Annotated in this window: 20 protein-coding genes; 15 read left to right on the top strand and 5 right to left on the bottom strand. The window is 36.4% G+C overall.

All coding sequences use genetic code 11. The features are described 5' to 3' along the window. Nucleotides 1-552: 552 nt before the first annotated feature. The 6 genes from HMPREF2937_RS09420 to HMPREF2937_RS09445 all read left to right on the top strand — a co-directional run bounded on the left by HMPREF2937_RS09420 (nt 553) and on the right by HMPREF2937_RS09445 (nt 6772). Complete coding sequence (locus HMPREF2937_RS09420) at nt 553-1251, top strand: YveK family protein (RefSeq protein ID WP_002479864.1); 699 nt, start codon at nt 553-555, stop codon at nt 1249-1251. A gap of 144 nt (nt 1252-1395) precedes the next feature. Continuing rightward, nucleotides 1396-3276 (top strand): polysaccharide biosynthesis protein, encoded by a 1881-nt coding sequence (locus HMPREF2937_RS09425; protein ID WP_057510023.1) that lies wholly within the window; start codon nt 1396-1398, stop codon nt 3274-3276. A 219-nt stretch (nt 3277-3495) separates the two neighbouring features. Continuing rightward, entirely contained in the window at nt 3496-4362 is an 867-nt protein-coding gene (gene galU / locus HMPREF2937_RS09430; protein WP_070864458.1) for a UTP--glucose-1-phosphate uridylyltransferase GalU, read from the top strand. 147 nt (nt 4363-4509) lie between these two features. Further along, nucleotides 4510-4932: a universal stress protein gene (locus HMPREF2937_RS09435; protein WP_002479861.1), complete on the top strand. Its 423-nt coding sequence runs from the start codon at nt 4510-4512 to the stop codon at nt 4930-4932. Nucleotides 4933-5043: 111 nt separating this feature from the next. Then, nucleotides 5044-5958 (top strand): DUF5996 family protein, encoded by a 915-nt coding sequence (locus tag HMPREF2937_RS09440; protein ID WP_082732267.1) that lies wholly within the window; start codon nt 5044-5046, stop codon nt 5956-5958. Between the two features lie 73 nt (nt 5959-6031). Further along, entirely contained in the window at nt 6032-6772 is a 741-nt protein-coding gene (locus tag HMPREF2937_RS09445) for an epoxyqueuosine reductase QueH (RefSeq protein ID WP_070864459.1), read from the top strand. 63 nt (nt 6773-6835) lie between these two features. On the opposite strand, the gene HMPREF2937_RS09450 is transcribed toward HMPREF2937_RS09445, so the two are convergent. Together HMPREF2937_RS09450 and HMPREF2937_RS09455 are read right to left on the bottom strand one after the other, a co-directional pair. After that, nucleotides 6836-7294 (bottom strand): DUF3021 domain-containing protein, encoded by a 459-nt coding sequence (locus tag HMPREF2937_RS09450; protein ID WP_070864460.1) that lies wholly within the window; start codon nt 7292-7294, stop codon nt 6836-6838. Further along, nucleotides 7291-7731, bottom strand: coding sequence for a LytTR family DNA-binding domain-containing protein (locus HMPREF2937_RS09455; protein ID WP_070864461.1), 441 nt, complete (start codon nt 7729-7731; stop codon nt 7291-7293). The genes HMPREF2937_RS09450 and HMPREF2937_RS09455 overlap by 4 nt, the downstream gene beginning before the upstream one ends. Nucleotides 7732-8973: 1242 nt before the next feature. On the opposite strand from HMPREF2937_RS09455, the gene HMPREF2937_RS09460 reads away from it, so the two are divergent. From HMPREF2937_RS09460 to HMPREF2937_RS09475, 4 genes are all read left to right on the top strand, one after another. Beyond that, entirely contained in the window at nt 8974-9345 is a 372-nt protein-coding gene (locus HMPREF2937_RS09460; protein WP_070864462.1) for a DUF488 domain-containing protein, read from the top strand. 279 nt (nt 9346-9624) lie between these two features. After that, complete coding sequence (pflB, locus tag HMPREF2937_RS09465) at nt 9625-11874, top strand: formate C-acetyltransferase (protein ID WP_002479855.1); 2250 nt, start codon at nt 9625-9627, stop codon at nt 11872-11874. A gap of 109 nt (nt 11875-11983) precedes the next feature. After that, entirely contained in the window at nt 11984-12739 is a 756-nt protein-coding gene (gene pflA / locus HMPREF2937_RS09470) for a pyruvate formate-lyase-activating protein (protein WP_057510118.1), read from the top strand. A 213-nt stretch (nt 12740-12952) separates the two neighbouring features. Further along, nucleotides 12953-13354: a sporulation protein gene (locus HMPREF2937_RS09475; RefSeq protein WP_002479853.1), complete on the top strand. Its 402-nt coding sequence runs from the start codon at nt 12953-12955 to the stop codon at nt 13352-13354. Nucleotides 13355-13464: 110 nt separating this feature from the next. Here the strand turns inward: HMPREF2937_RS09475 and HMPREF2937_RS09480 are convergent, their stop codons facing one another. After that, complete coding sequence (locus HMPREF2937_RS09480; RefSeq protein ID WP_070864468.1) at nt 13465-14460, bottom strand: NADP-dependent oxidoreductase; 996 nt, start codon at nt 14458-14460, stop codon at nt 13465-13467. 266 nt (nt 14461-14726) lie between these two features. Here HMPREF2937_RS09480 and HMPREF2937_RS09485 point away from each other — a divergent pair, with 266 nt between their 5' ends. Both HMPREF2937_RS09485 and deoB read left to right on the top strand, forming a co-directional pair. Next, nucleotides 14727-16028 carry a pyrimidine-nucleoside phosphorylase gene (locus HMPREF2937_RS09485; protein WP_070864463.1) on the top strand — a complete coding sequence of 434 codons (1302 nt, stop codon included), beginning with the start codon at nt 14727-14729 and terminating at the stop codon, nt 16026-16028. A gap of 33 nt (nt 16029-16061) precedes the next feature. After that, on the top strand, nt 16062-17255 hold the full coding sequence (gene deoB, locus HMPREF2937_RS09490) for a phosphopentomutase (protein ID WP_002479850.1): 1194 nt from the start codon (nt 16062-16064) through the stop codon (nt 17253-17255). A 96-nt stretch (nt 17256-17351) separates the two neighbouring features. Here deoB and HMPREF2937_RS09495 read toward each other — a convergent pair whose 3' ends face one another. Then, on the bottom strand, nt 17352-18377 hold the full coding sequence (locus HMPREF2937_RS09495; protein ID WP_002479849.1) for a PTS sugar transporter subunit IIC: 1026 nt from the start codon (nt 18375-18377) through the stop codon (nt 17352-17354). Nucleotides 18378-18581: 204 nt separating this feature from the next. On the opposite strand from HMPREF2937_RS09495, the gene HMPREF2937_RS09500 reads away from it, so the two are divergent. The 3 genes from HMPREF2937_RS09500 to HMPREF2937_RS09510 all read left to right on the top strand — a co-directional run bounded on the left by HMPREF2937_RS09500 (nt 18582) and on the right by HMPREF2937_RS09510 (nt 22073). Then, a complete protein-coding gene (locus HMPREF2937_RS09500; protein WP_002479848.1) occupies nt 18582-19451 on the top strand; it encodes a fructosamine kinase family protein in 870 nt (289 codons plus the stop codon). Between the two features lie 136 nt (nt 19452-19587). After that, nucleotides 19588-21018 (top strand): phosphate--AMP phosphotransferase, encoded by a 1431-nt coding sequence (locus tag HMPREF2937_RS09505; protein WP_070864464.1) that lies wholly within the window; start codon nt 19588-19590, stop codon nt 21016-21018. Nucleotides 21019-21113: 95 nt separating this feature from the next. Beyond that, nucleotides 21114-22073, top strand: coding sequence for a cation diffusion facilitator family transporter (locus tag HMPREF2937_RS09510; protein ID WP_002479846.1), 960 nt, complete (start codon nt 21114-21116; stop codon nt 22071-22073). Nucleotides 22074-22329: 256 nt separating this feature from the next. On the opposite strand, the gene HMPREF2937_RS09515 is transcribed toward HMPREF2937_RS09510, so the two are convergent. Further along, nucleotides 22330-22956, bottom strand: coding sequence for an FMN-dependent NADH-azoreductase (locus HMPREF2937_RS09515; RefSeq protein ID WP_002479844.1), 627 nt, complete (start codon nt 22954-22956; stop codon nt 22330-22332). Nucleotides 22957-23087: the final 131 nt, after the last annotated feature.

The following is a 23087-nucleotide window of genomic DNA, read 5'->3' on the forward strand; positions in this document are numbered from 1 at the left end:
TAACAAACATTTTGTCATCATAATAATGGTAGAAATGATTTTTTTGTTTTAGGCACAAATTTTAGTGCGATTATTTATTCCTCATCTTAGAACATCTCCAACTCGCAACGAAAAAGCTAGGCTGTTTATGTAAGAATAGACAGTTGCTTAAACTTCATGACCACGCATGTAGACGTGCGTTATTTTCAAATGATGCATTTTTTTATTCCATTAACCTAAAATTAATTTAACACTTGATCATGCACGCTTATGCATATCTTAGTTGTTTTTGTGACTTCAATGTTTAATGCATTTAATGTTAAGCAAGTATGAAGCTATTTTTGCGTTTCTTTAGGTTTATTGTATACTTTGTTGTTTCTGTCGTTAATTGCGATTTAAGAATGTTAATTACATGTAAAACTTATGCAACAATTCAATTAATGTGAATTAATTTATTTTGTTTTCCTTTATAATGGTTATCAAACGGTCGGAATTTGTTGTGTAAGTTAAAATAACTTTAACGTTTCTGACATGTATCATTCAATTTCCGCATTACGGAGGTAACGAAGCAATATGGAAGAAAATAATAGTTTTGATTTTTCAAATGTATGGAGGATAATCAAGCGTTACTTAAAGTGGTTGATTATTTTTCCTATTGCAGGTCTGATTTTAAGCGTGCTGTTAACAGCACTTATAGCGCAACCGAAATATGAAGCAACTTCACAAGTATTGATTGAAAAAAGTGATAAAGGCGATTTGACGATGGCTGAGAAATACCAAGCTGATTCTCAAATTGTGGCTACATATACAGATATTGCGAAAAGCCCACGTGTCTTAGGCAAAGTGGCAGAAGAGATTGGAAAAGATGAAGATGCGAAATCCATCACTGAGAAGGTAGAAGTGAACAACCAACCGAATTCTCAAGTATTGAACTTTACCGCAACGGCTAATAGTGAGAAAGATGCGGTGAAAATCGCAGATACTGCTGCTGAAGTACTTAAAGAAGAGGTCAATGCAATATCACCAGATGGCGGTATTGAAATTCTTTCTAAATCCAAAGATGATGTGAAAGAAATTTCATCAAGCATTGCTAAAAATGCATTTATAGGGTTGGTCGCAGGCTTTATTATCGCAGTTATTTTAATCTTAATCCGAGAGTTCTTAAATCAATCAAAAAGTTCTTCAAAACCAAATACACATCAGACACAACATACACAACAACGTAGACGTACAAAACGAGAAGATTTAACACAAGATGACTTTGAACGCTAAGAGAAGCGCAAGTCTTGCAGCAAGAATCTGAGAGGAACAGCGGGTTGGGACAGGTAAGCTTCCCAACCTTTTCCATTTCATTTAGAAATAACATAAACATTACACCGAGAGTAAACAGAGATCAATTAATTGAGGTGAAATAAAGTGTCAAAAATTTCCGCAAGACAGCAGCGACTGATATTACTATTGTTTATTGATTCAATCATTGTTGCTTTTTCTGTCTTTTTGAGTTATTTAATTCTTGAACCGTATTTCCGCGGTTATTCTTTATCATTGTTAATTTTATCATCACTGGTATTGCTGTTTTCTCATCACATCTTTGCCAGTGTATTCAACTTATACCACCGGGCTTGGGAATATGCGAGTGTCAATGAAATGATTGTCATAGTTAAAGCGGTCACATGTTCGATGGCCATGACCGTTTTAATCGTACCGTTCTTTACACATGAAGGTCCGTTTTTGAGATTATACTTCATCACATGGATGATGCATGTGTTATTAATCGGGGGCTCTCGTTTATCATGGCGTTTATTTAGAAGAACACTGGTACGTAAAGGCGTTAAACGTAAGAATACATTAGTTATCGGTGCTGGTGAAGGCGGTTCAATGTTGATTAACCAAATGTTGAAACGTCCGACTATGGGCATGGAACCTGTTGTAGTCGTGGATGATGATCCAAAGAAACAAAAGTTGACGATTACAGAAGGGGTTAAAGTTCAAGGTACTATTGAAGATATCCCAGATCTAGTTAATAAATATCGTATTAAAAATATCATTATTGCGATACCAACGTTAACACAACAGCGCTTAAGAGAAATCAATAGTATTTGTGAAAACACACAAGCGACTGTATTGAAAATGCCGAACATTGAAGAAGTTATGTCAGGTAAATTAGAAGTCAGCCAATTAAAGAAAGTAGAAGTTGAAGATTTACTTGGACGTGATCCTGTAGAGTTGGACATGGAAATGATTTCAAAAGAATTAACACATCAAACGATTATGGTTACAGGTGCCGGCGGTTCAATCGGTTCTGAAATTTGTCGACAAGTGTGTCGTTTTGCGCCCGCACGTATTATTTTGTTAGGACATGGTGAAAACAGTATTTACTTAATTCACCAAGAACTTCAAAAACAATACGGCGATCAAATTGATATCGTACCTGTTATCGCTGATATTCAAGACCGTTCACGCTTATTTAAAATCGTCAGTCATTACCAACCATATGTGGTTTACCATGCAGCTGCACATAAACATGTGCCGATGATGGAATATAACCCAAGTGAAGCGATTAAAAATAACGTAATAGGAACGAAAAATGTGGCTGAAGCAGCGCGAGAAGCGAGAGTATCTAAGTTCGTTATGATTTCTACAGATAAAGCAGTGAATCCGCCGAATGTGATGGGTGCGTCTAAACGTGCCGCTGAAATGATTGTACAAAGTATGAATGAAGAAAACAGTCATACGAACTTTGTGGCAGTAAGATTCGGTAATGTATTAGGTTCACGTGGTTCTGTTATCCCGTTATTCAAGAAACAAATTGAAGCGGGCGGTCCAATTACAGTGACACACCCTGAAATCACACGTTACTTTATGACAATCCCTGAAGCAGCACGTCTGGTATTACAAGCAGGTGCGATTGCGGATGGCGGTGAAGTCTTCGTATTAGATATGGGAGAACCTGTTAAAATCGTAGATCTTGCGAAAAACCTAATTCGCTTAAGCGGTTATAGAGATGGAGACATTGAAATCAAATTCACAGGTCTCAGACCTGGTGAAAAGTTATATGAAGAGTTGCTTGATGAAGACGAAATCCATCCAGAACAAGTTTATGAAAAAATCTACCGCGGTAAAGTAGAAGAAATGAAAAATGAAGATGTCCTACGTATTTTAGATGAGATTATTCATAGTAAGGACTATAAACAAAAATTAATTGATCTTGCGAATCATCGCTATGACATTAACAATAAACCACAAAAAGATGATGAAGGGAACTCTGACATCCCTCCCTTTCGTCTAATCAAATAACACCTCAACTAAGCATCTGATGAAAATCAGGTGCTTTTGTTAAAAGTTGACTATTACACGATAAAACCCTAATATTATCAGTGATGTAAACGTTACAATTTGTGATGAAATCACAGTTTGAAGATAAAGAGATGAACGTTTTAAATGTGGCTGTTTAAAAGTCAAGTCAAGGTATAATCTTGATAATTTCAGACCACCTGATGAAAAAGGAGATATTGTATGACTAAGATTAAAAAAGCAGTAATTCCCGCAGCAGGCCTAGGAACACGTTTCCTACCAGCAACAAAAGCGATGCCGAAAGAAATGTTGCCGATTTTAGATAAGCCGACGATTCAATATATCGTTGAAGAAGCCTATCGTGCAGGAATTGAAGACATTATTATTGTGACAGGTAAACACAAACGTGCTATTGAAGATCACTTTGATAATCAAGTTGAACTTGAAAATAACTTAAGAGAAAAAGGCAAAACAGATTTATTAGAGAAAGTGCAACGCTCTACACACTTAGCCAACGTATTTTATGTCCGTCAGCGTGAACAAAAAGGTTTAGGCCATGCGATTTGGACAGCAAGACAATTCATCGGTAATGAACCTTTCGCTGTTTTACTTGGTGATGATATTGTGGAGTCTGATACACCAGCGATTAAACAATTAATGGATGTTTATGATGAAACAGGCAAATCTGTCATCGGTGTACAAACAGTGCTAGAAAAGGAAACACACCGTTATGGTATTGTGAAACCTGAGAAGCAAAATGGGCGTTTGTATGAAGTGGAAAAATTCGTCGAAAAACCAGCGCCAGGGACAGCACCATCAAACCTTGCGATTATGGGACGTTATGTCTTAACACCTGAAATATTTGATTATTTATCTACGCAAGATAAAGGCAGCGGCGGCGAAATTCAATTAACAGATGCGATTGAACGCTTGAATCATGACGATGAAGTGTTTGCGTATGATTTTGAAGGACATCGTTTTGATGTTGGAGAGAAAATCGGATTCGTTAAAACGACGATTGCTTATGCATTAAAAGATGATGAAATGAAAGAAGAAATCAAATCATATATCCAATCTTTAGATTTATAAGCCATAATTTAGAACAGAGGATGTTTATTCGCATCTTCTGTTTTTTCATGCACAAAATAGGAAGTTTCCGTTATAGATTAATAACTTAGGGTATATTAATAATGAATAGGTTAATACTAAACTTTATCAAGAAAGAAGTGAAGTTGTATGTATAATAATATTTTAGTACCGTATGATTTCGGTAATGCGTTCAACAATGTACCAGACCAATTAGAAGCTTTAACAAGAGGAAATGATCAAGCCAAAATCACTGTGTATCATGTGATTTCTGAAACTGAATTAGCAAACTATGTACGTTACCAAAACAAACACTTTGAAGAAGTGACAAAAGAAAAAGAAGTCGACATGAAACCATTTATACAAATCCTTGAAGATAAAGGCATGAACTATGAAATTGTCTTTACAACAGGTAGTCCGACAATTGAAATTTTAGATGAGTTAGAGAAAAATCATTATGATATCGTTGTGATGAGTAACAAACGTTCTCGTATTGAAATTAAACACGTACTTGGCCATGTGACTCATAAAGTCGCAAAACGTTCTAATACGCCAGTATTAATCGTTAAGTAAATCTATAACATGGTCGTTGAATAGATATGACAGTTAGAAACCGCTTCGGCGGTTTCTTTTACATTTCTCTGATAAAAAGGGGTAGAGGTAAGAAAAAGAGGAGGTATTTCCATGGAAATCTTAAAGTATCAAGATTGGAAAGAAGAGCATCAAACATTACATTTAATTGCGCAAATACTAGGTAAATATAAATTAGCGTGTGCTTATCAAGCACCTCAATGGGAACATGTAGTCTTAAATATTACACCTGAAGGCTTTACGACAGGGATGTTGTATTTTGGTGAAAAATATTTCTCAATCAGCGTGAACGTATTAGACGATCAAATCGAAGTGCGTGTGAATGAAGATATGACAACCTTCCCACTACAAGATGGCAAAACAGTTCAAGACTACTACAAACAAATCACAGGAACAGTTAAAGAGTTTGATATTGAAGTCGACATTAATCCAAAACCTCAAGAATTGGCAGATAAAACACCATTTGATGAAGATACGAAACATCACCATTATGACCATGATAAAGCAGTGAAAGCTATCCAACTCTTTCAGTATGCGAATCGTGCATTAGAACGCTTTGTGCACCCTTTACGTGCACGTGTAGAAGGTCCTGGTTTATTCTGGGGAACATTCGATGTATCAACATTAGTGGTGTATAACGAAATGCATGAAACATTCAAACCACGCCAAGTGATTGAATATGGTTGTTTCGATGAACGTTTTGTAGAATTTGGTTTCTGGTTCGGTGATGATAACTTTGAAGGACCTACTTTCTTCGTCTTACCTTATCCATTCGTAGATGCTGACTTTACGTATGAAGGTACATTACCAGAAGGCGCTTATTTCAGTAAACAATTAACAGAATTTGTTTATGAGTTACAACGCGGTGATTTAGATGAATTAGATACGATAGATGAAACATTTAAACGCGGCTTTGAAATCTTTACTGAGCACCAAGGTTGGGAAGACACGTCACATTATACGATTCCATTGAATATGCCGAAGAATAACGTATCAGACCATGAGTAATAGCACATCTATGATAATTCCGTTATAATAAACGCACATATAAATTCTCAACTAAGAAGGAGCGAAGACATCCATGATTGAAATGGACGGCATTGTAGCCAAAATGAAAAATCAAAAGATCAATTACGATAGAGTCTTAAAGAAAATGATACAGCAATGGGAGCGCTCAGAGGAACGTCCTAAAATCTTATTGCACAGTTGTTGTGCGCCTTGTAGTACGTATGTGTTAGAGTTTTTGACACAGTATGCGGATGTGGCGATTTATTTTGCGAACCCGAATATTCATCCAAAGAAAGAATATGAACGCCGTGCGTATGTACAAGAAGCATTTATTAAAGATTTCAATGAACGTAATGGGACAAATGTCCGCTATATCGAAGCCCCTTACAAGCCGCATGAATTTATGAAGATGGCGAAAGAACGTGGTGTGACAGATGAACCAGAAGGCGGCTTACGTTGTACGGCATGTTTTGAAATGCGTTTGGATATGGTGGCAGAAGCGGCTGTCAAATATGGTTATGATTATTTCGGCAGCGCATTAACATTATCGCCAAAGAAAAATGCGCAGTTGATTAATGAAATAGGATCAGAAGTTCAAAAATTATATGATGTTAATTATTTACCGAGTGATTTCAAAAAGAATAAAGGCTATGAACGTTCTTTAGAAATGTGTCGAGACTATAATATTTATCGTCAATGTTATTGTGGCTGTGTTTTTGCGGCACAAGCACAAGGGATTGACTTTAAAAAAGTGAATAAAGCAGCCCAAGCTTTCTTTGATGAGCTTGAACACAATGAAACTACACAATCATAAATCAATTAAGCTCCCGATGAGGCAGACACTGATACAGTGAATCCTTTATCGGGAGCTTTTTATTTATTTGAGTTTGTGATTAATTTCATTGACTAAGCGTTTATTCTTAATATAGTTGATGATCCAAATCATACCGTAGATGAAGAGGAAGATGAGTGTAAATACCAAGATATTTAATAAATCGAGCGGGAACCATCCAGCTAACATCGCAAGCGGTAAGAATCCGACATAACAGAGTACTAAGTGGACGAGTGTTGTTTTAAGCAAGCTCCAATCTGTTTTATAATAAATCATTTCAGCGAGTGTGAAGAGTACACCAATCAGTCCCCATATGATGACACATACGAACATGGTCATCACTTCAGAAAGATGTGTATGATAGTACATTCCCATTGTTGAAACAGGTGATAAGGGTTCGTATTGACCTTGCGCAAAAATAAACGAGAAGATAAGAGACATTGTAATACCTATCGTTATGCCAACCATAAAACCGATACATAATTGTTTAATCATATGTTTCATTGGAATAACCTCGCTTTCAATTGTTTTAAATAACGTCGTGAGGAATAAGTTGCTTCACCATGTTTCATTTCGATATGAATCATACCGTTTTTACTTAAGCTTAAGTGCTTAATATTATGCATGTTAATGATTTCTGATTGTGAGATTCTGATGAAATCCTTTGGCAAGGATTGTTCTAGCTGATAAAAGCGCTGTTGAATGTGCAGACGATGCGAGGTTGTATAGGCGAAGAGTTTGCGCTGCTCTGAACGGATGTAGAGGAAATCTTCTATGGGGAAGCAGTATGTTTTATCATTTTCTTTGCCTGTTAAAGTTTGAATGGTTGATGTTTGTTGTGCAGCTTGGATAATCGCATCGACTGTTTTGGAATGTTCGTGTGCGTAGATATCAACATATTCTTCAGGATAAGTCGGATCAAAATAGGAATTGATTTTCATGAGCACTCGCTCCTCTCTTTAATTCTATTAAAGCAGAGCTTGATGATTATGAGAATAGTTTTGATACATGTGGTATCAAGGAGACGACAAGTGGTTAAAAAGCAAAAAAAGAGAGAAGGTCTGGGGAAACCTTCTCTCCATTACAGTGATTTTAGAAATGAAGGGGAATCATTTCTAGTACTTGTAATAACAATATCAATTTTTAAGGAGTTTACTCATTGTTCAATACACTCAGGGGAAAGTGTATTGAGACTAACCATTTAGTATATTTCTATCAGAGTTCATCAATATGATTGGTTATCATTCTTATTACTTACTTTGCCTACAATTTTTAAGGAGTGGATTGAGCATGTATGACATGCAGACGTTGAATCCTCTGTCATCCAATCTATCTGTTTCATGAATGCTCAACTTTTGAATATACCTACGACTCATTTTTAGAGATAAGCTCGTGCATTCGATTCATATTATCGGGGCACATCATTCCTTACAGCCGCTTACGAAAGTTGGGAGTATACTAAGTAAATGGTTGGGGAGCCACTTACTTTAAAATGCAGCTGTTTTGAAATTTTGTTGTTAACTTGATGTATCAGGGGAAACACATCAAAGTTTAATATGATTCGAATATGTCAGCATCGAAATTAGGATGGGGTAATCCTGTCTTCGTTTTCGCTTATATGAGCAACTCACCTCCTGAAATATACTAAAATTGATACATGTTTCTTTAGGATGCGGGGAACATCTTTAAAGAAATATGCAGCAACATGACAGAAATCCTACCACGGTGTTCCTGCCAATGACATTTCTAGGTTGTTGTTCTGAGATGCACTCGTTCACTGTAAAGCGTCGCATTATCGTAAAATAATGCCGCCAAATTAAAATATTAAATAGATAGCGTTGTTTAAAGCGCTCATCTATCTGTTGTTCGTGTCTCAGGGGTCTCTTGAACAACATTATCGCTTGAAACAACTTTGTTATCTATTTCACATACTACAATAACATGAGTTGTGATTAAAATCACTATAAATGGTGCATAACTTTTTAGAGTTGTGACGTTATTGTGAAACTGTACAGTTTACTGTTGTACTATGTAAGCGCTGTACCACCACAGAATGATTGTATACAATACGGAATATTGTGTTTCTTCCTATTAAAATAAGAAATGAGCGTCGTTTGTGTATATAGGACAAGGGTATAATAAATATAAAGCGTTGATTATTGTTTGAAAGGAAGGATGCTTGTATGGCAATCAAAGTAAAACGCATTTATGATGACAAAGCAGAAGACGATGGTGTACGTGTATTAGTGGATCGAGTTTGGCCACGTGGTATTTCAAAAGAAAATGCGAATTTGGATGAATGGTTAAAAAATATCGGACCGACAAAAAAATTAAGAGAGTGGTTCAACCATGATGCAGATAAGTTCGAAGACTTTAAAAAGAAATATATCAAAGAACTTGAAAACAATGATGAACAAAATGAAGAACTCAAAACATTAGAAGGCATGGTTAAAGATGCACGTAAAGATGTGATTATTCTATTTGGTGCTAAAGATGAAAAACATAATCAAGCTGTTGTTTTACAATCTTATTTGAAAGATCAAGGATACAAGTAACATTAAATTAACCAGTAATCATTGAATAAATATTGAAGCAATCCAGTAATGCATATAACGCTTTATTGGATTGTTTTTTATTTGCAATTAAAAATTTACTGTTCTAATACAGTGATTTTTGAATGTAACACTTAATCTAACAGAGTCACAACCTTGACACATGTTTATTAAAACGTTTTCATATTTTAGTGATTTATTTCACAAGTCAAGGTATAATAGTATGTGAAAAGGTGAACAAACAATAAACCTAAAATACACATTATCCATGGAGGGATATCAATGATTGAACCAAAATCAAGAAAACAATCAGCATGGGCAGGATTTGAGACTGGCAAATGGACTTCAGAAGTGGATGTTAGAAACTTTATTCAATTGAACTACACAATGTACAATGGCGATTCATCATTCTTAGAATCACCAACACGTGCAACAAGTGATTTATGGAAACAAGTTATGGAATTATCTAAAGAAGAACGCGATCGTGGCGGCATGTGGGATATGGACACTAAAGTTGCATCAACAATCGTTTCACATGATGCAGGCTACTTAAACAAAGACACTGAACAAATTGTAGGTGTTCAAACTGAAAAACCATTCAAACGTTCAATGCAACCATTCGGTGGTATTCGTATGGCGAAAGCAGCTTGTGAAGCATACGGTTATGAATTAGATAAAGAAACTGAAAAAATCTTTACTGACATTCGTAAAACACATAACCAAGGTGTATTCGATGCTTACTCTAAAGAAATGTTAGCTTGCCGTAAAGCAGGTATCATCACAGGTTTACCAGATGCATACGGACGTGGACGTATTATCGGTGACTATCGTCGTGTAGCATTATATGGTGTGGACTACTTAATTGAAGAAAAAGTAAAAGACTTCAATAACATGTCTACTGAAATGGACGAAGCAACAATCCGTTTACGTGAAGAATTATCTGAACAACACCGTGCATTACATGAATTAAAAGCAATGGCTGAAATGTATGGTTATGACATCAGCAAACCAGCTACAAACTTCAAAGAAGCAGTTCAATGGTTATACTTTGCATACTTAGCAGCGATCAAAGAACAAAACGGTGCTGCAATGAGTTTAGGACGTACTTCTACATTCTTAGACATCTATGCAGAACGTGACTTACAAAATGGTGACATCACTGAACGTGAAGTACAAGAAATTGTGGATCACTTCATTATGAAATTACGTCTTGTAAAATTCGCAAGAACACCTGACTACAACGAATTATTCTCAGGAGACCCAACTTGGGTAACTGAATCAATCGGTGGTGTAGGTATTGACGGACGTCACATGGTTACTAAAAACTCATTCCGTTTCTTACACACATTAGATAACTTAGGACCAGCTCCAGAACCAAACTTAACAGTTTTATGGTCACAACGTTTACCAGAAAACTTCAAAACTTTCTGTGCTGAAATGAGTATCAAATCAAGTGCGATCCAATACGAAAACGATGACTTAATGCGTGAAAGCTATGGCGATGACTATGGTATCGCATGTTGTGTATCTGCAATGCGTATCGGTAAACAAATGCAATTCTTCGGTGCACGTGCTAACTTAGCGAAAACTTTACTTTACGCTATCAACGGCGGTAAAGATGAAAAATCAGGCAAACAAGTAGGTCCAGAATTCGTACCAGTAACTTCAGAAATCTTAGACTACGATGAAGTGTATGCGAAATTCGATCAAATGATGGAATGGTTAGCAGGCGTTTATATCAACTCTCTAAACATCATCCATTACATGCATGATAAATACAGCTACGAACGTATTGAAATGGCGTTACATGATACAGATGTTATGCGCACAATGGCAACAGGTATCGCAGGTTTATCAGTAGCTGCAGACTCATTATCAGCAATCAAATACGGTGAAGTTCGCGCTATCCGTAACGAAGATGGCTTAGCAGTAGATTTCGAAACAACTGGCGACTTCCCTAAATATGGTAACAATGATAAACGTGTAGACGATATCGCTGTAGAATTAGTAAAATCATTCATGAAAAAATTACGTAAACACAAAACTTACCGTGATTCAGAACACACAATGAGTGTCTTAACAATCACTTCAAACGTTGTTTATGGTAAGAAAACTGGTAATACACCAGATGGACGTAAAGAAGGCGAACCATTCGCACCAGGTGCTAACCCAATGCACGGACGTGACGAACACGGTGCATTAGCATCATTATCATCAGTTGCGAAAATCCCTTACGAATATTGTAAAGATGGTATCTCTAATACATTCAGTATCGTACCTAAATCATTAGGTAAAACAGATATGGAACAAAACCATAACTTAGTTTCTGTATTAGATGGTTACGCAATGCAACATGGTCACCACTTAAATATCAACGTATTTAACAGAGACACATTATTAGACGCAATGGAACATCCTGAAGAGTATCCACAATTAACAATCCGTGTATCTGGATACGCAGTTAACTTCATTAAATTAACAAGAGAACAACAACTAGATGTTATCTCAAGAACATTCCACGAAAGAATGTAATTAAGGTAAAAGCCGCATTTATTGCGGCTTGATGCCTATTATGAATAAAAAGTATGCCGTATAAAAAATAAGAGTAATATGGATCATGAAACAAAAAGAAAGGACGATTATTATGGAAGGAAGAATTCACTCAGTAGAAAGTTTAGGGACAGTTGACGGCCCAGGCCTTCGCTATATTATATTTACGCAAGGATGTTTGTTAAGATGCCTGTACTGTCATAACCCTGACACTTGGGGTTTGACTGACGCATCCCGTAAAGCGACAGTTGACGAATTAGTGGATGAGATTCTTCCATATCGTCCTTACTTTACTGTCTCTGGCGGAGGTGTCACAATCAGCGGTGGCGAACCTTTGCTTCAAATGCCATTTGTAGAAGCATTATTTAAAGAGCTTAAAAAAGCAGATATTCACACATGCATTGATACTTCGGCAGGCTGTGTGAATGAAACAAAAGCATTTCTTTCCCATTTAGATAATTTGCTTGAGTATACTGACTTGATTTTGCTCGATTTAAAACATATTGATAATGAAAAACATATCGCATTAACAGGTAAACCTAATGAACATATTATTAAATTTGCGAAGATGTTGTCAGAACGAAAACAACCTGTTTGGATTCGCCATGTCCTTGTACCAGGTTATACTGATGATGAAGAAGATTTAATTAAACTCGGTGAATTTATTAACTCACTTGAGAATGTAGAACGCTTTGAAATCTTACCTTATCATCAACTTGGTGTGCATAAGTACGAAGCATTAGAACTTGAATATCCACTAGAAGGTGTAATCGAACCGACAACAGAAGAAGTTGTACGCGCATACGACTTAGTAAACTTTAAAGGTATCACTCCAGTTAGTGTATAAATATTAGACCTAAAAAAACAGACGCTTAGAATGAATTTTTCTATGTGTCTGTTTTTCAATATGCTTAGATTGACATGAGATGAAATTCTTTTTTAAGATAAAGTTGTTGTTCAAATCTAATGAATCAGTTTTTGAATTAAACGACTTAAAGTTAGGGAAGAGATAAATAAGTCGAGAGGATAAAACTTCACAACATTTCAAGGAGGGCATACTATGTTTGAAAAAATTTTAACATCATTAGGTGTAGGTGCATTAACAGTAGAAACACGTTTAGAAAAAGATGTGTTTGATGCTAATGAATTGATTAAAGGTAAAGTCGTATTAAAAGGCGGAGATGCGGATCAACAAATCTCTAAAATTAAATTATCTTTAATCGAACACAAAGAAAATGAAACAGAACACAGTGACTTTGATGAAATGGAAAATGTTTTACAAGTCTATGAAATTCATAGTGAACAAGTGGTTGAAGCGGCACAAACAGTGGAAAAACCATTTGAATTTCCACTAGAGAATTATGAATTCCAAAAAGATACAGATGCGTTGACGCTCAGAACTTATGTTTATATTGATAATGGTGCTGACGCAGAAGAAGACGCTGAAATTTCAATTCAATAAACTATAATTATTTGAAGTATATAAAGAAACACCACATCATTTCTATCGCAAAGGTTGAGGTTTGTGATAAAAGTGATGTGGTGTTTTTATGTTTGCTTTTGTATTTCAAATCATCTTGAAATACGAATGACCACTTTGCCAGTTGCGTGGCCTTGTTGAATGTATTCTAAAGCTTTATCTGTTTCTTCAAAATCAAAAGTTAAGTCTAACACAGGTTTGATTTTACCTGATTCAATCAATTGTCTGATTTTGTTGAGTTGTGAACGGCTGTCACGTGTAAAGATAAAGTGATATGAAGCATGATGTTGGCGTGCTGCACGGTGAACTTTACGTGCCGCAAATTTTAATAAGAAACGTTTCCATAAAGAGAGTTTCAAATCTTTCGCGGTTTGCGCATCAGGAATGCCGCTGATAGAAACCACTTTACCTAAAGGTTTTAAAATCTTAAATGCTGAAAATAAGTTTTCGCCGCCTAACGTATCAAAAACACCATCATAGTTGGTTAAACTATCAGTAAAGTTTTGACGACGGTAATCGATGATGTTATCAGCACCGAGATCTTTGACAAGCTCACGATTTTTACTGCTGGTTGTTGTCGCAACGTAAGCGCCTAATACTTTCGCAAATTGAATCGCAAAAGAACCAACGCCCCCAGAGCCTGCTTGGATTAAAACTTTTTGATCTTTGGTTAAATGCATGACGTCATTTAAAGCTTGGTAAGAAGTTAAACCTGCCATAGGAATAGAAGCAGCTTCTTCATAACTTAAGTGTTTTGGCATTGCCGCAATTTGGTTTTGCGTAGCCGTAATATATTCTGCGAAAGCACCTGCTTTTAAGCCATAGACATTGTCACCGACTTGGAATGCAGAAATATGCTTGCCGACTTCCACGATTTCCCCCGCAAAATCATGTCCCATAATATAAGGTGTTTTATAATTAAAGAAGAGGCGCATTTTACCGCCTTGCGCAATTTTAAAATCGACCGGATTGACACTTGCCGCATGTATTTTAATGAGCACTTGATTGTCTTTGATTTTAGGTCGTTTGATTTCTTTTAATTCTGCTTTGGCATGTTTGCCATATTTTTTATTGATGATTGCTCGCATTTTCACTTTTGCCATACCCTAAACACTTCCAATTTCTAATTTACTTTATTATACACCTACTTTCCCTAGAAATACGCAGTTTAATCTATGTTTCACAAGCTTGTGAAATTGTGTTATTTATATTCTTGGCGCAAATAATTGTTTTTGATTTTGACTCATTCTCTATTCATTTCATTCTCGTTTTGATGTATTCTCATGGTAAAATATAAGTAAGCAAGTGTCACAAAGCACAGATGAAAGAGAATACTTGAAGGAGTGACAGTATTATGAGAATGGTGGATTTAATCGATAAGAAAAGGGACGGCAAGGCATTAACGACTGAAGAAATTAATTGGATGGTCGAACACTATACGAATGGTGACATCCCAGATTATCAAATGTCGAGTCTTGCGATGGCAATTTATTTCCAAGATATGAATGATGAAGAGCGTGCTGCTTTAACCATGGCAATGGTACATTCAGGAGATATGATTGATTTATCCAAAATCGAAGGGATTAAAGTTGATAAACACTCTACAGGCGGCGTAGGAGATACGACGACATTAGTACTTGCGCCACTCGTTGCGGCAGTGGGTGTACCAGTTGCTAAGATGAGCGGACGTGGATTAGGACACACAGGCGGTACTATCGATAAATTAGAAGCGGTTGATGGCTTCCATGTAGAAATCTCAGAAGATGAGTTCATTCGTCTTGTAAATGAAGATAAATTAGCAGTAATTGGACAATCAGGTAACTTAACACCGGCCGATAAGAAGATTTATGCATTGCGTGATGTGACAGGTACAGTAAATTCTATCCCATTAATCGCATCTTCTATAATGAGTAAGAAGATTGCGGCGGGTGCCGATGCGATTGTTTTAGATGTTAAGACAGGTAACGGCGCATTTATGAAGACGTTAGATGATGCGAAAGCATTGGCACATGCGATGGTTAAAATCGGTAATGATGTCGGCAGCCAAACTATGGCGATTATTTCTGATATGAGTCAACCACTCGGCAATGCGATTGGTAATGCGCTTGAATTAAAAGAAGCAATCGATACATTACGTGGTGAAGGACCAGAAGATCTAACTGAACTTGTAATGACGCTTGGTTCTCAAATGGTCGTGCTCGGCGGTAAAGCTGAAACATTAGATGAAGCACGTACGTTACTTCAAGAAGCCATTGACAGCGGTGCGGCTTTAGATAAATTCCGCACATTCTTAGGCAATCAAGGGGGTAATACAGAAGTAGTAGACCATCCTGAATTATTACCTCAAGCCAAATACCAAATTGACATTCCAGCTAAATCAAGCGGTGTTGTCACTGAGATTGTGGCGAACGAAATGGGCATTGCGTCTATGATGCTAGGTGCAGGACGTCAAACAAAAGAAGATGAAATAGATTTAGCTGTCGGCTTAGTTCTGCATAAAAAAGTCGGTGACAAAGTTGAAGAGGGCGAAAGCCTGATGACAGTTTACAGTAATACGGAATCCATTGATGATGTCAAAGCTAAAATCTATGATAATATTACGATTGCGCAAACAGGTGAAGCACCGACATTGATTCATACGGTGATTACTGAATAAATTTGAAATAAAGAAAGATAGGAGCGAATGAGTATGACAACTCCATTTAAACGTGTACATTTAATTGTGATGGACTCTGTAGGTATCGGAGAAGGGCCGGATGCGGCCGCATTCAACGATGAAGGCAGCCACACTTTAAAACATACATTAGAAGGATTTAAACAAAAATTACCGAATTTAGAACGTTTAGGATTAGGTAATATTGATCAATTACCAGTTGTTAATGAAGTCGAACATCCTGAAGCCTTTTATACAAAACTCAGCGAAGCTTCTGTTGGTAAAGATACAATGACAGGTCATTGGGAAATTATGGGCTTAAACATCATGCAGCCATTTAAAGTTTATCCTGAAGGTTTCCCAGATGAACTAGTTAAAGAAATTGAAGATATGACAGGACGTAAAATAGTCGCGAACCGACCAGCTTCTGGTACGCAGATTATTGATGAGTGGGGCGAACATCAAATGAAGACAGGCGATTTGATTGTCTATACTTCAGCTGACCCTGTACTTCAAATTGCGGCACACGAAGATATCATTCCTTTAGAAGAACTTTATGATATCTGCGAGAAGGTCCGTGAATTAACGAAAGATCCTAAATATTTAATTGGACGTATTATTGCACGTCCTTATGTGGGCGAACCAGGTAATTTCACACGTACGTCAAATCGCCATGATTATGCATTGAAACCATTTGGTCGTACTGTCATGAATGAATTAAAGGATAATGGATACGATGTTATCGCAATTGGTAAAATCAATGATATATATGATGGTGAAGGTGTGACGAAAGCGGTACGTACAAAAAATAATATGGATGGTATGGATCAACTTGTTGAAGTTGTTAAACATGACTTTACTGGACTCAGTTTCTTAAACTTAGTTGATTTCGATGCGTTATATGGCCATCGTCGTGATAAAGATGGTTACGCGCAAGCAATCAAAGAATTTGATGAACGTTTACCAGAACTCTTTGAAAATCTGCAAGAAGATGATTTAGTCATTATTACTGCAGATCATGGTAATGATCCGATTGCGCCTGGTACAGACCATACGCGTGAATATATTCCAGTATTGTTCTATAGTCCTAAATTAAAAGATCAAGCACATGAACTTAGCGGTGATACAACGTTCAGTTCTATCGGTGCGACAATCGCAGATAACTTTAATGTACCAATGCCTGAATTCGGACGCAGCTATTTATCTGAATTAGGTGTTGAAACAGAATAACTGGATTTCCTAAATAAGTTAGTGTAAATACAAAATAACGTTCTATCCAAGTAATCAGGATAGAACGTTATTTTTATGATGTATGTTGAATTATGATTACGAATTTGAAGTGCGTTTGTCACCAATATGGATTTTCTGATCACCATCTTTAATCCATCCTGCATTACGACACACTTTATAAAGCAAGTAGCTGACGATGGCAGGTAAAGCAATTTGGAAAACACCGATTAAAATCCAAGTGTGAAGTGAAGCACCCATGGTATTTATCGTCATAATCTGTCCAATAAAACCGCTCGTTCCCATACCTGCACCTGCCGCATTATTAGTCATTGGGAAGAGTGTCGTCATGATTGGAGCGACAATTGCGCTTGCGAGTGTCGGTGGAATAAGTATTGCGGGGTTCATTAAGATATTCGGTACTTGCAACATACTTGTACCGATACCGACTGAAATGATACCGCCGACGCCATTATCTTTATAGCTCGTTACCGCAAAACCGACCATTTGTGCACAACAACCGATTGTTGCGGCACCTGCGGCTAAACCAGATAAATCTAGCATTAAAGCTAAAGCAGCACTTGAAATCGGTGCTGTTAAAGCTAGACCGAAAATCACTGCGACTAAGATACCCATCACAAGCGGACGTTGATCAGTCGCAAGCATAATCATTTTACCAAGTGACACCATAAAGTCATTTAAGAATGGTCCAATAAATTTAGCCACTGCACCACCGACAATTAAAGTAAGTAATGGTGAGATAATAATGTCAATTTTCGTTTTAGCTGCATAAAAACGACTTAATTCAGTGGCGATTAAAGTGGCAACGAAGGCACCTACTGCACCGCCGCCAAACTTATCATAGCCGAGAGAACCGACGATGATACAAGAAAAGACAACTAAAGGTTGTGCACCTAAACCATAGGCAATGGCGCCACCGATTGCGGCACCTGTTAAGCCCATTGCTACCGTGCCGATTTCAGATAAAAAATGTAAATTTAAAACAGGAAACAAAGTTTGTTTACCGATAGTTTGTAAGATTAAACCGATAATAAGTGAACCGAATAGGCCTAAGGTCATATAACTTAGACCTTGAATAAACCAACGATGTAGAAGTTTTTTCATTTAGGATTTCACCCTCCAATTATTTGTCATTAGTATAGCATAAAAGCAACTGCAAAAAAGATTGTTATTTTGAATAACACGCTATTGTAAAAAGAAATAAACAAAAGTCATGTTCCTAAGAAGAGGGTTAATAAAAGCAAGTTATAATTATAAGATAAGTGGTATATATTATGTATGAGACATTTTAGAACGGGGGAAGAAATAATGGATAAGTTATGGCAACAAAATTTACCGATTTCAGGTATTAAAGATATTGTACCTGTCGCAGGCGGTGACGTGAATGATGCATATCGTATTGATACTGAAAATGATGAAACTTTCTTCTTATTAGTACAACCGAATACTTCTTATGACTTCTATGCGGCAGAAGCAGAAGGGTTGAAAGATTTTGAGTATGCGGAAGTTACTGCACCGCGTGTGATTGCGAATGGTGAAATTGATGGAGATGCTTATTTAGTATTAAGTTGGCTAGAAGAGGGACCACGAGGCAGCCAAGCAGAACTGGGTAAATTGGTCGCAAAATTGCATGATTTCCATAATCCAGACAAACGTTTTGGTTACGACCATCCTTATGAAGGCAGAGATATTTCTTTCAATAATGAATGGACAGATTCTTGGAAAGAAATCTTTGTGAACCGCAGATTGGATCATTTAAGAGAAGTGGTCGTTGAAAAAGGATTGTGGAACGTCGATCAATTGAATAAATTTGATAATGTACGTCAAGTGATTGTGAATGCATTAGACAATCACAAAAGTAAACCATCGCTATTACATGGTGATTTATGGGGCGGCAACTATATGTTCTTAGAAAATGGTGAACCTGCACTCTTTGATCCAGCTCCAATGTATGGCGATCGTGAATTCGATTTAGGAGCGACAACGACATTCGGTGGTTTCTCTGAAGAATTCTATGAAGCTTATGATAAAGCTTATCCTTTAGATGAAGGTGCGTATCAACGTATTGAATTCTATAAATTCTATTTATTATTAGTACACTTAGTGAAATTCGGTCCAATGTATGAAGGCAGTGTAGATGCTTCAATGGATAAAATTTTAAGTGATGCCAACTTCTAATTGGAATCATAGCGACTTACTGGTAAAGTAGGTCGCTTTTTACATAGCTTTTGTTCTGGTGGAATTTTACTCCTTTGTCCATTTCAAGCGTAAAAAATGTTAATTTATAAGTAAGTTTAAAAATGGGGTGAGAATAATGTCAACTAAGATTAAAGACCTAGAGTTAGAAGCATCTGAGTTAACAAGAACAACACATCAATTAGGAATTCCAGTGATGATTCTTTTCGAGGGTGTACCTGCAGCAGGGAAAACACGTTTATCTAATGAATTATTATTAACTTTGGATGCGAAATACTCGAGCTTTATTGCGACCGCATCACCGACACCAGAAAATTTACGTTACCAATTCTTACAAAAGTATTGGAACACATTACCAGGCAAAGGAGATATTAATATTTATTTCCGTAGCTGGTATGCGCACTATATTGATTACAAAGTAAATGGTATTAAGCATTTACAGTACAAAGATTATCATGTATTGCGGGATCAAATTGATGGTTTTGAAACGATGCTTGAAAACGACCAATACGAAATCATTAAATTTTATATTGAAATTGATGAACAAAAACGCCAAGAACATATTAGACAAACGAAAGAAAATCCTCTTACAAGATGGAAAGCACAAGAATATGAAAATGTTATTCCGGATGATATTTATCTTGAAGAAATGCGTGAAATTCTTCAAGATCCAACTCAAAAAGATTGGAAGATTATTGATTATACAGATGGAGAAGCGGCTACTATTTTAATGTATGAACACATTATCAAACGCTTTAAAAAAGCGATTAAAGCTTATCACGAACGTGTTCAAACACGTGATGGTTTATTTACTGAAGGGTATACAACAGATGTTTTCGATAATCCATTAGAAAAAGTCAGTAAATCAGAGTACAAAACACAAATAGAAAAACTTCAAGCACGTATGTTAGAAATTCAATTTGCGTTATATGAACGAAAAATTCCATTAATTTTAGTGTTTGAAGGTATGGATGCGGCAGGTAAAGGCGGTAATATTAAACGCATTCGTGAGAAACTTGATCCGACGGGTTATGAAGTCAATGCGATTAGTGCACCTACAGATGTTGAACTTGCACACCAATACTTATGGCGTTTTGCGCGAGATATGCCGCGAACAGGACATATTGAACTTTTTGACCGCAGTTGGTATGGCCGTGTACTGGTAGAACGTGTAGAAGGTTTTGCGACAACGGATGAATGGCAACGTGCTTATCATGAAATTAATGACTTTGAAAAAATGTGGACAGATGAAGGAGCAATTCTGTTAAAATTCTTCTTAAGCTTAGATAAAGATGTTCAGTTAGAACGTTTTAAAGCTAGAGAAGAAAATCCGGATAAACAATGGAAGATTACGGATGAGGATTGGCGCAACCGTGAAAAGTGGGATTTATATTTAGAAGCCAGTGCGGATATGATTCAAAAAACCGATACTCATAATGCACCATGGTATGTTGTGCCAGCTGATCATAAGAAAACAGCGCGTATTGCGGTATTAAAACGTATTATTAAAACATGTGAAACTGCTTTGTGGGGCGTACACCACGATTAAAGACTGATATACTAGTGTGAAGTATAAAGTTAATTACGGGATATATTGTCAATGGATAGAAAAGTAACAATGGCAAGAAGGGGGAGAAGAAAATAATGGCGAGAAATTATTCTAGAACCTATTATTTTCATCATGTGGAACATCGCAAAATTCAACAAAGTTCTAAGAAAACACTGTGGTTATCTTTAATTATTACGTTATTCTTTACATTTGTTGAATTTATAGGAGGTATCGTGTCGAACTCACTGGCACTTTTATCAGACTCCTTCCACATGCTCAGTGACGTTTTAGCACTGGGGTTATCAATGGTCGCAATTTATTTATCAAGCAGGCAGCCGACTGACCGTTTTACTTATGGGTTTTTAAGGTTCGAAGTTATCGCTGCTTTCTTGAACGGACTGGCACTTGTAGTGATTTCACTGTGGATTTTTTATGAAGCTATTATGCGTATGATTTTCCCGAGAGAAATTGAAAGTGGACTAATGTTAGTGATTGCGGTAATTGGTTTAATCGTTAATATTGTATTAACGTGGTTACTGTATCATTCTTTAAAATCTGAAGAAAATATCAATATTCAAAGTGCATTATGGCATTTCTTTGGTGACTTATTAAATTCAGTGGGTGTCATCTTAGCAGTTATTTTAATTAAACTGACAGGCATTCAAATGATTGACCCGATTTTAAGTATTGTGATTTCAGCAGTTTTATTAAATGGCGGTTATAAAATCTTGAAAAATGCGTGGATGATTTTAATGGAATCTGTGCCAGAAGGTTTAGATGTCGATCAAATCATGGATGATATGAAAAAAGCAGAACATGTTTTAGATGTGCATGAATTCCATTTATGGAGTGTAACTTCTGATCAGTATTCATTATCTGCACATGTGGTATTAGATAGTAAAGATAGCCAGGATGCATATCGCATCATCAACCAGTTAGAGCAATTATTAAAAACAAAGTATGGCTTGCATCATACAACGTTACAGATTGAACATCTAGATTTGAATCACTTAGATGAAAATTATTTTGAGCAATTTGAAGATGAAAAAGCATAAATATGTGTGATTCAATTCTCTTTTGGGTAATATAATAAGTACGGTTATAAAATTCAACCGTTTGTTTAGTTGATATAAGACAAAACATAACTAAAGGAGGCTATATTATGGCTGAAGAGAAAAAAGGTTCAATCCAAGGACGCGTAGTAGACGAAACTAAAGAGCAAGCGAAAAAGCAAAAAGAAAAATTAGAAAAGAAAAACGAAGATAAATAATAAAAAACGGGCAGCCATTAAGGTTGCCCGTTTTTATATGATTAAAATTGTTTTGCGAATTGTTCTGCTTGTTGAATCGCATTTAGTTTAATTTCTTCTGCATTTTCTGGTTCTGCATTGTGACCTTCAATTGCGATTAAACTAATATCAGGTACACCCATGAATGCTAGGATAGTACGGATATAACGGTCGCCTAATTCAAAGTCAGCTGCTGGACCTTCGCTGTAGTAGCCGCCACGTGATTGGATATGCAATGCTGCTTTATCTGTTAATAAGCCTTGTGGACCTTCAGCAGTGTATTTGAATGTTTTACCAGCAACTGCGACTGCGTCGAAATAACGTTTAACTGCAGGAGGGAATGATAAGTTCCACATTGGTGTAACGAAAACATATTTATCTGCCGCTACGAATTGATCTACAAGTTCAGTTAAACGGTTAACTTTTTGTTGTTCTGAATCTGTTAATGTTTCGCCAGATTGTAATTTACCCCAACCTGAAAATACTTCAGCATCGATTTCAGGTACTTCATCTTTAAATAAGTCGATGTGAACGACTTCATCTTCAGGGTGTTCTGCTTTGTAAGTATCAATAAAAGCTTTTCCAACTGCCATTGAGTTAGAAACCATTTCATCTAATGGGTGTGCAGTGATATATAAAACTTGTGACATTAATAATCATCCTTTTTCATGTAATGTAAGATATATTTATTATACTAGGTACAATTACTATATGTAAAGGGTAAAGTTTTCACTTTTGGTGCATCTTAAAGAAATGAAATAAGTAGATTTAGTGAACAAGT

This window comes from Staphylococcus sp. HMSC061G12, assembly GCF_001838465.1.
GTDB classification, from domain to species: domain Bacteria; phylum Bacillota; class Bacilli; order Staphylococcales; family Staphylococcaceae; genus Staphylococcus; species Staphylococcus simulans.